This window comes from Bifidobacterium cebidarum (assembly GCF_009193305.1).
Classification (GTDB): Bacteria; Actinomycetota; Actinomycetes; order Actinomycetales; family Bifidobacteriaceae; genus Bifidobacterium; species Bifidobacterium cebidarum.
Map to the genome: position 1 here is coordinate 341,657 of NZ_WBVS01000001.1, position 12,323 is coordinate 353,979.

A 12,323-nucleotide genomic window follows, 5' to 3' on the forward strand; every position below is an offset into this window, starting at 1 on the left:
ACGAACGGATGAAATGAAATGAAATGAATGAATGAATGAATGAATGGATGAATGGGACGAGCGGATGGGCGGGGCGGGCGTCAGTCCTTGATGGCGCCCGCGGTCACGCCCGCGGCCACGTACTTCTGGGCCACGAGCAGCAGCACCGCGGTGGGCACCGAGGCGAGCACGGCCGTGGCCATCAGCGGACCCCACTCCTCGTTGTTCGCGGAGATGAAGTCGTAGATGCCCATCGTGATCGGCCTGAGTTTGCCGCCGCCCGGGTTGAGCGTGGATGCGAACATGAAGTCGGACCAGGCCCACAGGAACGCGAACAGGGACGTGGTCACGATCGTGTTGCGCGACAGGGGCACCACGATCTGCGTGAAAATCCTCCAGTCCGACGCGCCGTCGATCTTCGCGGCCTCGATCAGGGACCTCGGCATGGTCCGCATGAACGCGGTCTGCAGGATCACCGCGAACGGGATCGACAGCGTGCTGTCCGCCAGAATCAGGCCCGGTATCGAGTCCAGGAGCCCCAAATCGTTGAACAGCGAGTAGAAGCCCAGGGACATGACCACCGCCGGGATCATCTGCGCCAGGATCAGCACGAAGTTCATGGCCCTCGCGCCCGCGAAGTCCAGGAAGCTGACCGAATACGACGCCGGCAGCGCGATCACGAGCGTCACCAGGACCACGCTGAACGCGATCAGCAGCGACGTGCCCAGATACGGCAGCTGCGTCCTGAGCACCGACCCGTAGTTCGCCAGCGTGAAGTCCCTCGGCCACAGATCCGCCGAACGGATCGACCGGCGCTGCGTGAACGAGATGTTCACCATCCAATACAACGGGAACAGCATGACCCCCGTCAGCACCAACGCGACAAGCGTCTTCCACCAGGTAGGACGATGCCTCATCTCACGCCTCCTCTTCCCTCTTCTGCGCCCACAGGTACACGAACGCGAACGCCAAAGCCACCAGGATCAGGATCGTGCCGATCACCGAGGCCTCCGAATACTGGATCGTCATATGGCTGCCCTTCGCGAACGCCAGCGCGTACGCCCACGTCGCCAGCGTCTGCGACGTGCCCGTGCCCTGCGTCATCAGCCAGATGATGTCCACCGTCTTGAGCGTGTACACGAAACCCAGCATCAACGTGATCAACGTCACCGGACGCAACAAGGGGAACGTGATCCTCCAGAACCGCTGCCACCCGTTGCACCCGTCGATCGACGCCGCCTCGTACAGATCCCCGTTGATGTTCTGCAACCCCGAATACAGGATCACCAGATTGAACGGGATGCCCAGCCAGATATTCGCTATAATCACCGCCCACAGGGAATTGTCCGCCTGCAGCCACCACACCGGATCCACACCGAACACACCCAGGAACCGGTTCAGGATCCCGTTGTCCGCGTCCATCATCCACTGCCACGTCGTGCCCGACACCATCGGCGGCAGCAACCACGGCACCAGGAACACACCACGAAGGAAACCCGACAGACGGAAACTCTGGTTGAAGAACACCGCCAACGCCAACCCCAACGCATACTGCACCAGAATCGACGCGAACACGAACACCAACGTCTGACCCAACGTCACCCAGAACTCCCGGGACGACACCACCTCCCGATACACATCCAACCCCGCGAACGGCGCATCACCCGTCACGAACGTCCTACGCGTATACCGATGCAGACTCATCGACACGTTCTGCACCAACGGCGACACATAGAACAACAACAAATACACAACCAACGGAGCCGCAAAACCAAACGCAGCCAACCGAGAACGATACCGAGAAAAGAAATTTTGACCGGAATTGCGCTGAGGCAACGCCTCAGACCCGGTAGATAAAGCCGCACTCATTAGTCCTCTTTTCATATGACACTGATTTGGCGACAATGACATCGCCTAGTTTGTTGGTCGTCGCCCCTCGTTGGACGACGACCAACAAACCTGCCATTTATCAAAACTGCTTACTTCTGGTTCAGTGCGTCTTGAAGCTTCTGGGATAGGCCCGAGGAGATGCTCTCGTACTTCAGTCCGAGTTCTGTAGTACGGCCCTGAGCACTACTTGCCGGTTCCGCCCAATCCGCGAGGTAAGTCTGATCCTTCAGCTGTTGCTCAAGTACATCGTCCTTCGGTGCCAAATAGCCAATAGATTCAGACACTTCAAGCAGGTTGGTATCGGTCATGCAGTTGATGAACTCCGCCGCGGCCTTCTGCTTGGCGTCATTGGCGGTCTTGTGATACGGAAGAACAAGGAACTCACCGCCGAATGGCACAGGAGCACTGTCACCACCGTCCTTAGACGGAATTGCGATGACTTCGTACCCCTTTTCAGTGGCGCTCTGCGCCTGCCAAGAGCCATTCTCCGCGAATGCATAATCCTCACTCATGAACACGTCCCATGCTGCGGATTGGTTGTTCGTGGTGGAGGACTTCGGGGCCCAGCCCTTGCTCACCCAGCCGGCCAGCAGGTCACGCGCGTCCTGGGCGGCCTGCGAATCGGGCTTGGACAGGTCCCCGCCCGCACCCCAGAACCACGGCAGGTACTGGAAGACGCCCTCCTCGGTGGCGATGCCCGAGAACGTGATGCCCTTGTATCCGGCGTCCACCACCTTCCCGATGGCCGCGTTCAGCGAATCCCAATCCGTGATGGAGGCCGGGTCCACGCCCGCCTTCTCGAGGATGTCGGGCTTGTAATACAGGCCAAGCGTATTGATGCCATAACTGATGCCGTACTGAGTACCATCAACCTTACCGGTATCAATAATGCCTTCATTGAAACCATCGGTTTTTACGCCGGCGGCCTCAAGATCGACCACCATGCCAGCATCCACAGCACTCGGCAAAGTCGGGTTATCAATCATGGCGATGTCCGGAGCGTTATCTTCCTTGACAGCAGTCGTCAACGGATTCATGGTCTCGTCTTGAAGCTGGCGCTCAACCGTATAGCCGTCAGGAGCGCACTTCTGAACGACTTTGCCCCAAGCGGAGTTCTCATCATATTGCGGGTAGCCATCAAGAAATACCAGATTTTTATCATCTGTTGCAGAATTGCTTGAACCACATGCAGCAAGGCTGCCGCAGATAGCCAATGTTGAAAGCGCTGCAACTACTTTGCGAGTATTGTTGAAAGTCATGGTCTCGTTTTCCTTTCACCTGAGAACAGTGCATCTCACGCATGTTCTGGCCACCAATCTCAGCTATTTCGCGCCGATGCGAAGACTTATGACTAGTGGTTTTATAAAAATAAATCAAAAAGTTTGAGCGGAAAACGAATACCGCCATTCATGTCAGCAAAATATCAAACACTGTTAGCAAAGTATCAATGACACTCCAAGCCCACAGCGCCTAGGCCATATACAAGCGCCAGATGATCAGACCCCTCCATTGCCATGCACGTGCAACGAGCCATCCCCTCTCGCGATGCGCGCCAACCGATACCTAGCCATGCGCATACCCACACCTACAATGGGTGTATGAGAAATCCACCGTTGCATCGTTATGCCACCCGCCCAGGTTTGTACTTCACTGATGACGGTGGCGCGGACGTCGTCGTCCGCTCGGAAACCGCCGATCAAGTCTGGTTGTGCGTGCTCGAGCCAATCGATAAGCCCAGTGCGTTCTTCCAGGACTCGATCCGACTGTTTTCGGACCCGAACACCTCGTTTATTCAGCAGATTCACGAATTCCCGGTCTGCACACGCATCCTCGAGCACCTCTACCTGCGCGAGACGCTGTTCCGCATGACCGGCCCCAACTATGGGCTGTGGTATGTGCATCTGCCCAAGGCCTGGGATGGCATGCAATACGGCTACCGCGTGGATGGCGCCTGGGACCCGAAGCATGGCGTGCGGTTCAACCCGTACAAATTCCTGCTCGACCCGTATGGCAAGGGTATCGAGGGATCCATGGACTTGGATCCGGCCGCATTCTCCTACGAATGCACCGTCGAGGACCGCAAAGTCATCGGCTCGGCTTACGGATCGATGAGCACCATCGACTCCTTGGGTCACGTGCCGGTGTCTGTGGCCATCGATGATCGTGACGTGCACAAGCACGAGGGCGATCCGGACCATCCACATGTGCCATGGCGTAAAACCGTGATCTACGAGATGCACGTCAAAGGCTTCACCGCCAACGCGCCCTGGCTGCCCGAGGAGCTTCGCGGCACCTATGCCGGCCTGGCCCATCCCATCACTCTGGCCTACCTGCAAAACCTAGGCGTCACCTCCATCGAGCTGCTGCCGATCCAAGCCAAGCAGGATGAATTGTTCCTGCAGGAGCATGGCCGCAAAAACTACTGGGGCTACTCCACCCTGAGCTACTTCTCCCCCGAACCCTCGTACGCCACGAAAGCCGCACAGGAGAAGGGCGCCACGGCCGTGCGCCAGGAAGTCATCAACATGGTGCGCGCCCTGCATGAGGCCGGTTTTGAAGTGATTATGGACGTGGTCTACAACCATACCTGCGAAGGCGGCGTGGAAGGCCCTACCGTCTGCTGGCGTGGTCTGGATGACCTGGCCTACTACCGCCATCAGAAGTCGAACGCGGGACGCTTGGAGGATACCACCGGCTGCGGCAATACGTTCGACTTCACCAACACCCATGTGGTGACATTCGCCGTTGATTCGCTCCGCTATTGGGCCAAGCGCATCGGCATCGACGGATTCCGCTTCGACCTGGGCGTGACGCTGGCCCGTCTGAACGGAGAGTTCACCCAGCATCATCCGTTCCTATATGCCTTGCGCTCCGATTTGCTGCTCGGCAACCTGAAGCTCATCATGGAGCCTTGGGATCTGGGGAATCTTGGATGGCGCACCGGTCAATTCGGCATTCCGTTCGCCGAGTGGAACGATCGTTTCCGCGACACCACGCGTACGTTCTGGCTTGAGGATGTGGACGGCAGCGCGGATTATGGCCGCACCAGCCTGCAGGAGATGGCCACACGCCTGTGCGGTTCCGCGGATCTGTTCGCCACCGACCCTGGCCGAGGCGCCACGGCATCCATCAATTTCGTGGCCTGCCATGACGGTTTCACACTCACCGACCTGACGCGATACCGCACCAAACATAATGAAGCCAACGGCGAGCATAATAACGATGGCTCCTCCAACAATCATTCCGCCAACTTCGGCGTGGAAGGCATCACGGACGAGCCGGAGATCATCGCGGCCCGTGAGCAGGCTGCCATGAATCTGACCGGCACCATGCTCTTGTCGCTGGGCACTCCGATGATGCTTGCCGGCGATGAATTCCGTAATACTCAGGACGGCAATAACAACGCTTACTGCCAGGACAACGATCTGACCTGGTTGAACTGGGATTGGCTGTATTCGCCGCATAAGACGCGTGAAATGCGCCGGTTGGAAACTGTTTCCCAGCTGGTTTCACTGCGTAAGTCGCTTGACCTCTACCACCATGAGGACTTCTTCACCAGGCTTACGCAGCTTGGACTCTTGAAGCCCTCCAGCCGTGTGAAGTGGTTCCTGCCCGACGGTTCCTCGCCGGTGGAACGTGACTGGTTCGATCTCGGCATCCGCAGTTTCACGATGCGCTTGTTGTCCAATACCGAAGTGGACGTGTGCATCGTGGTCAACGGCATAGCCGAGAACCGTGACTTCCATCTGCCCGATGACAGCACGTGGGTTCCCAAGTGGTGCTCCGCGGAAGTTAACGGTCTGTGGCCTGGACAGGGTGGCCATGTGCTGGCGGATCAGGATTCGGAGGATATCAGCGTCTGGATGCAGCATGTGCAGAACGCCGATGAGACTGTACGCAGGCTTGCCGAGGAGGCTCGGGCCAAAGCGGCGGCTACGCCGACCAATGACGTACGATCCACAAAGCCCGCACAGTCCATCGATCAAGCACGAACCGTGCAGTCGCATACCACGCAGCTGAGCGACGAGGAATCCATAGTGACCGCTGAATTCCCTACAGTCAAGCGAGCTCGCACCACTGCCGATGACAAGGCGGCGGCAGATAAGGCCGCAATGGACGCTGCGCAATTGCTGCGTGTCACCGAAGCACTCAACGCAGTCGGACAATCTGCAGCCGCTGTCGTAAACGACGACACTCCTGCCATCTCCCCCTCTGATGAAGGCGAGGCTCAGCCCTCTCACGTGTGGACCATGCCGGCGCTGAGCATCACGCTGATGAAGCAGGTTCAGCATTAGAACGGACCTGGTACATACCAAAGAACCCCTCGTGGTAATCCACGAGGGGTTCTTTGTGCTCGGTAGAAACAGTTCGCAGCGAAATTAACGCTTGGAGAACTGCGGTGCGCGACGTGCCTTGTGCAGACCGGCCTTCTTGCGCTCCACGACACGGGAGTCGCGGGTCAGGAAGCCAGCCTTCTTCAGGGTAGCGCGGTTAGCATCACGATCGATGGCGTTCAGAGCGCGGGCAACGCCGAGGCGGATAGCACCGGCCTGGCCGGTGGTGCCGCCGCCGTCAACGAGGACGATAGCGTCGAACTTGCCTTCGAGCTTGAGCAGAACGATCGGGGAGTTGACCTCACGCTGCAGCAGCTTGGAGGGGAAGTACTCCTCCAGGGTGCGGCCGTTGATGGTCCACTTGCCAGTGCCCGGAACCAGACGGACACGGGCGACAGCTTCCTTACGACGACCGGTGCCGTAGCCCGGCTCGATAGCAGAAGTGCCGGTGCCAGCGCCAGCGTTGGTCTCGGTGGTGTAGTTGGTGAGCTCCTCTTCGGTCTCGACAACCTGGGAGTCGTTGGTGTTTTCAGCCATGATATCTATCTCCTCTCAGGTTTCACTTGGCCTGCTGCGAGATCTGAGCGATCTCGAAGGTCTTCGGCTGCTGCGGGGTGTGCGGATGCTCGGCACCGCGGAAGACGCGGAGACGATCAAGCTGCACCTTGGCCAGACGGTTCTTCGGCAGCATGCCCTTGACAGCGGCCTTGATGATGCGCTCGGGGTTGTTCTCAAGCAGCTCGGCGTAGGAGTCGCGACGCAGACCGCCGGGACGACCGGAGTGAGAGTAGAGTTCCTTGCCCATCTTGTTGCCGGTGAGAGCGATCTTGTCGGCGTTGATGACGATGACGTAATCGCCGAGATCAGCGTGCGGAGCGTAGGTCGGCTTGTTCTTGCCGCGCAGCAGGGTTGCAACCTGGGAGGCAAGACGGCCCAGCACCACGTCGGTGGCGTCGACGATGTACCAGTCGTGAGTCAGATCAGCTGGCTTCGGAGTGAAAGTTTTCACTGGAGTACCTTTTCTATATATTGTGTTCCGGGTCTCGGCTGCCTGGCGTGGTTTGGTTAGGACCGCATCCAAAAAGCTTTGAACCTCATTATCCGTGGGCTCCCTGAAAGTCCTCGATGGCGAGTGGGATAGCGCTTTGAAGGACCCCTTAGGGAAACACAACAATCCACTAGTATATCGCCACTCCTGACATTTCACACGCCGACCGCATTGCCCCACTACGAGCACGACTTCCACGTAAAGCCTGTTTCGCTCCACTAATCACTGACTGTAGGATTTTGAACACTGACTGTAGGAATATACACGTTGACTGTAGGATTTTGAACGAAAAACGTTGGAAATCCTACAGTCAGTGTTCAAAATCCTACAGTCAAAAAGAAAATGCCGACGCTGCAACTAGCGTCGGCATTGAGGTACCCGAAATAATCCGATTTAGCTGTTGAAAATCTGTGCGAACCGCTGGGCCCCCGGGGTGTCGAAGATCGAGTCGAGCGGCACCACGTTGCCCTTGGCATCAGCCAACGGAATACGCCAGTTCGGGTATTCGTTATTGGTGCCGGGCTGGTTCTGCGCGCGCTTCTCCCCCACCGCATCGGTGATGGAAGCGGCGAACAGCTTGCAAGGCGCATCCTTCAGTGCGCGATACAACGCATCGACGATTTCAGATTCATGAGCCACGCGATCCTCTGCGGCGGCGGCATCCAGATAGCCCTGATCGACCAGCATGGCGATCATGGCATCCTGCTCGGCCTTGGCCGAAGCTTCGAACTCCTCGGCCGGCCCGGTGAGCAGGCCAAGCCGTTCACGAATCTTGACGTGCTCATACTCAAGATACCCGGCGGCCGGCGGCAAATCATGCGTGTTCACCGAGGCCAACGCATAAGGACGGTACCCGGACGGCTTGCGGAACACGCCATCACGCTGCTCGAACCATTCCACCGCGCAGCCCAGAATACCGTGGCTCGCCAGAGAATCAGCCACATGCTCCGGAACCACACCCAGATCCTCGCCGACGACCACGCCACCTGCGCGAGAGGCTTCGATGGCCAGAATGCCCAGCATGATGTCTGAGTCGTAGTACACGTAGGCACCGTCCACGGCGGAATGGCCTTCCGGAATCCACCATAAACGGAACAGGCCGAGAATATGATCGATGCGCACCGCACCGGCACGCGCGAACATGTCATGCACCATATTGCGATAGGTCTGGTATCCCGTGGCTTCAAGATCAAGCGGACTCAGCGGAGGCTGGCTCCAATTCTGCCCCTGCTGATTGAACATATCCGGCGGAGCGCCGACTGTGGCACCCTTGGCGAACCGTTCGGGGTTCCACCACACATCGGCACCGTAAGGGTGCACGCCCACAGCCATATCGGACATGATGCCGATGCGCATGCCGGCATCCTTAGCCGCCTGTTGGGCTGCGGCAAGCTGTTCCACGGCAATCCATTCGAGCCAGCGGTAGAAGTCCAGGGTATCCGGGAACTGGTCTTTCAGATTGGCGATTTGCGTGGAATCGCGGTTCAGCGCCTGTTCCCAACCGTTCTTGTCGGCGGTGGGGGCACCCCACTTGTCGTAGCACAGGCACCACGTGGCGTATGCCTCCAGATCGGAGCCGCTGTTGGCCTTGAACTGGTCGAACTCGGCCTGGCGCTGTGCGCTGCGGCCCGCCTTGAAGATGATCCATAGCGCGTGCATCTTGCTGCGCCACATGGCGTCGCGATCGATCAGCTGCGCATCGCCATTCAACGGGTCCACATCGGAGTGAAGCGAGTCCACCTGATTCCTGGCGTCCTCGGGGAGCCCGGCATATTCGGGGACTGACTCAGGGCGAATATAGGTGAAGTTGACGAGTCGGCGGCTCACCGGCAGATACGGTGATGGAGTGAGGGGAGAAACCGGCTCGGCGGCATGCACCGGGTTGATGAGAATGAAATCAGCACCGGTCTTCTTCTTGGCGTCGACCAGCATCGTCTTCAAATCCTCGTAATCGCCCACACCCCATGATCCGGACGAACGAATCGAATACAGCTGTGCCATCCAGCCCCAAAGGCTGCCGTTCTTCATCGGGTCGAGCAGATCGACCTTGCTGGGCGCGCTGATCAGCGTGGCATCCTGCGTACGCTCGCCCACCGTGACATGCAGCTTGTGGTACCCCACGGGCAAATCTGCCGGGATGACCAGCGCGGCGGTGGAGACGAATCGATCGCCGAGGTCGAATGCCTGCGAGCCGTCCCCCGGCCCTACCTCCACCACGCCCTCGTACATCTCGCCATTTTCCAGCGTGATGGTGGCGCTCGGGGTCTCCAGAATGCCGGTGTTGACCAGCACCTGATCTTCCACACCAGCCGTGTGCAGCACGGTCGGCGCCACCAGCCTGGAATAGCGTTCTTTCAGGATGCGACGGATCGCGGCATCCTGACTGTCTTCGTCACGGGCTTCGATGCCCAAAGCGGCAAGTACCTCGATCAGGACTTCGTCGTCGATTTCGTGGTAATCATGGCTCATACCCATGTAGCTAGTGCCGATGCCGACAAGCTTGGCAAGACGAATCAGCGGGCGGGCCAATCGCTCCTCATTCTCAGTGTTCTCACTCATAGCCTCAGTCTAACGCCCCTTATGCACGCAACGCTGTAACGCAAACGACTCAATTGGCTGAATTTTCCTATTGTTCAGTAGGCGATACCGTGAGGATGCGAAAACTATCGCTGTGCGAGAGCGTTACGAACCTCCTGAGATGGATCGTTCGCCAGCTTCTCCAGCATGCTCTGAGAAGTATTCGGGTTCAACGCTACCGCCCTGCGCACCATCGAAGCCAGTACCGCTGGAGCGCCCTCTTCACGCTCGGTACCGAGAGAGCCAAGGAAATCCAGCGTCTCGGTGTCAGCCGTGGGGTCCTGAGCCCCTTCAAGACGCATCTTCCAACTCGTGCGCTTATTGCGTAAAGCGTGGTCGCGCACCTCCGGCACAGGATCCTTGGTCAGACGGCCCACCAGCCAGTTCTTATCATCCTCGTTGGCCGCCACGGCCTGGCGAACCGAAGCCTCCGGGTCTTCTGATAGTTTGACCAACACGTTCGGGAACGGCATGGTGGTGGCCAGGAATACGCGATCTTCGACCGGGGTGTGACGATTGCCGGCCACGGCTTCCAACAATGCGGTGGCACGGGAAAACGCGGCCTGATTGGATCGATCCGGCAAGGGTCTGCGTGCGAATTCCGAGAGTTCGGCGGAATCGGTGGAGTGGCGCAGCCGTTCATACGCCACGGTCAGCGGCTCGAAGTTCTTCGCCTCCGTTGTCGCAGAATCATCGGCTGCCGAGTCGATTTGCTGTTCGGTTTCGTCGTTGTCAGTCATGCTCTCCACCTTAGCCGGTTTTGCGGCATTCAGTGCGCTACGGCAACGGGGATATTGATCCGGTCAAGCGATTCCGGTACCACTGCAGCATTGAAGGCTTCTCGCACACGTTCTTCGAATCGTGCGGCAGATTCCACAGGTACCACGGCAGTCAAGACCACATTCATTGTGTACTGCTCATCTTCCTGGCTGCCGCCGACTTGTGCCAATATCTGCTGGAATCGCGCAAGCTGCGGATATTCGAGCCGCACACAGTACCGTTGTGCAGTCATGATACGCGCCACCTGCGCGGCTTTCATGGCCAAGGAAGCCGCCGAGGAATAGGCGCGAACCAGGCCTCCCGAGCCCAGCAGAATGCCACCGAAGTACCGGGTGACCGCCACCACGCAATCAGTGGTGCCGGATTGCTTGAGCACATCAAGAATCGGCTTCCCCGCCGTTCCGGACGGCTCGCCGTCATCGCTCATACGTTCGGAAAGCCGCCCATCGGCACCGCCGCACACCGCCGCATACGCCACATGGCGTGCTTTGGGATGCCGCTCACGGATGGTGTTGACGAACGCGATCGCGTCTTCGAGCGTGGATACATGCGCGGCGTCTCCGATGAATTCGGACTTTTTCTCGACCAGCGCATCATGCGCAGGGGTTTCGGGAGTGTTCAGAATCGTCTGCATAGGCGTGAGCGTATCAGAACAATCATCCGCGTTCGGAGACGACGACGTTGTAGTCTTCTCCGGCGAAGTATGCGGTCAGGCACTGAATCATCTGGCGAGTGAGCTCCTTGAAGGCGCCATCGGTGCGCCAGCCGACATGCGGGGTGAGCACAATACCGGACACATGGCAGATGGGATCGTCGGCGGCCAGCGGCTCATGGTCGAACACATCCAATCCCGCGGGAATGTCGCCATTGCTCAGGCGTGCGAGCAAAGCCCCGGATTCGATGACTTCGGAACGTGCGGTGTTGATGAACAACGTGCCAGGCCTCAGATGCGCGAGATTCTCAGCGGTGATGATGCCTCGCGTGGCATTGTTGAGCGGCAGATGCACGGAGACGATATCGCTGCCGGCGATCAGCTCATCCAAGTCATCGACGGGACGTGCACCGGTGCGCGCGAAGTGTTCTTCCGGCACATGCGAGTTCCATGCACTGACCTGAAGGCCGAACGCCTGTGCGATGCCCGCCACCGTGGAACCGATGCCGCCCAGTCCGATGATGCCGAGCTTGCGACCGGCCAGTTGCAGGCCATCGCCACCGGCCCATGCCCAGTTGCCGGCCTTCACGTCGGCATCCAGCTGACCGGTGCGGCGTACGAGTTCGAGCATCAATGCGAACGTATGCTCGGCTACTGCATGATCACCGTAATGTTCGGCGTTACACACACGAATCTTGAGCTGGCGGGCAAGGTCCAGATTGATGTAGCTGGCCACGCCAGTGCCGCAGAACACAATGCATTTGACATTGCTATGTTCACCCAAACCATTCAACAGGTCATCCGAGATATGGTAACCGCCCACAAGCAGGGCATCAGCATCGGTGACTCGCTCGGCAATCACCGACTCGTCCGAGGTGAATTCCTCGAACATGCGCACACGAGCCACGTCATGCAATGCAGGAAATTGGGCCTTGATGGGTTCGATCATCGACTGCAATACGGAAGGCATAACGACCAGCGGCAAATCAGTGCGTTCAGGCTGCGTTTCATAGATCTCGGTCATGGCAACCACATTAGGCCGCCCATGGGAGAATCAGCATGA

10 protein-coding genes are annotated in these 12,323 nt (G+C 58.5%); 1 reads left to right on the plus strand and 9 read right to left on the minus strand.

Annotated elements, in window-relative coordinates; genetic code table 11:
• Window positions 1–80: 80 nt before the first annotated feature.
• The 3 genes from F7D08_RS01485 to F7D08_RS01495 form a co-directional block, all read right to left on the minus strand.
• Window positions 81–896 (minus strand): carbohydrate ABC transporter permease, encoded by an 816-nt coding sequence (locus F7D08_RS01485; protein WP_152208953.1) that lies wholly within the window; start codon window positions 894–896, stop codon window positions 81–83.
• A gap of 1 nt (window position 897) precedes the next feature.
• The gene (locus F7D08_RS01490) at window positions 898–1,650 is read right to left on the minus strand and encodes a carbohydrate ABC transporter permease (protein ID WP_226803229.1); all 753 of its coding nucleotides are present in this window, start codon (window positions 1,648–1,650) and stop codon (window positions 898–900) included.
• Between the two features lie 308 nt (window positions 1,651–1,958).
• Window positions 1,959–3,128 (minus strand): ABC transporter substrate-binding protein, encoded by a 1,170-nt coding sequence (locus F7D08_RS01495; protein WP_152208955.1) that lies wholly within the window; start codon window positions 3,126–3,128, stop codon window positions 1,959–1,961.
• Window positions 3,129–3,467: 339 nt separating this feature from the next.
• Here F7D08_RS01495 and glgX point away from each other — a divergent pair, with 339 nt between their 5' ends.
• Window positions 3,468–6,164 carry a glycogen debranching protein GlgX gene (gene glgX, locus F7D08_RS01500; protein ID WP_152208956.1) on the plus strand — a complete coding sequence of 899 codons (2,697 nt, stop codon included), beginning with the start codon at window positions 3,468–3,470 and terminating at the stop codon, window positions 6,162–6,164.
• A gap of 84 nt (window positions 6,165–6,248) precedes the next feature.
• Here glgX and rpsI read toward each other — a convergent pair whose 3' ends face one another.
• From rpsI to F7D08_RS01530, 6 genes are all read right to left on the minus strand, one after another.
• Complete coding sequence (gene rpsI, locus F7D08_RS01505) at window positions 6,249–6,740, minus strand: 30S ribosomal protein S9 (RefSeq protein ID WP_034534726.1); 492 nt, start codon at window positions 6,738–6,740, stop codon at window positions 6,249–6,251.
• 22 nt (window positions 6,741–6,762) lie between these two features.
• Window positions 6,763–7,212 carry a 50S ribosomal protein L13 gene (rplM, locus tag F7D08_RS01510; RefSeq protein WP_033890532.1) on the minus strand — a complete coding sequence of 150 codons (450 nt, stop codon included), beginning with the start codon at window positions 7,210–7,212 and terminating at the stop codon, window positions 6,763–6,765.
• Window positions 7,213–7,644: 432 nt separating this feature from the next.
• The gene (gene malQ / locus F7D08_RS01515) at window positions 7,645–9,810 is read right to left on the minus strand and encodes a 4-alpha-glucanotransferase (protein WP_152208957.1); all 2,166 of its coding nucleotides are present in this window, start codon (window positions 9,808–9,810) and stop codon (window positions 7,645–7,647) included.
• Window positions 9,811–9,914: 104 nt separating this feature from the next.
• Window positions 9,915–10,568 (minus strand): AbrB family transcriptional regulator, encoded by a 654-nt coding sequence (locus F7D08_RS01520; protein ID WP_152208958.1) that lies wholly within the window; start codon window positions 10,566–10,568, stop codon window positions 9,915–9,917.
• Window positions 10,569–10,597: 29 nt separating this feature from the next.
• Entirely contained in the window at window positions 10,598–11,242 is a 645-nt protein-coding gene (locus tag F7D08_RS01525) for an IMPACT family protein (protein ID WP_152208959.1), read from the minus strand.
• A gap of 22 nt (window positions 11,243–11,264) precedes the next feature.
• Window positions 11,265–12,284, minus strand: coding sequence for a D-2-hydroxyacid dehydrogenase family protein (locus F7D08_RS01530; RefSeq protein ID WP_152208960.1), 1,020 nt, complete (start codon window positions 12,282–12,284; stop codon window positions 11,265–11,267).
• Window positions 12,285–12,323 lie beyond the last annotated feature (39 nt).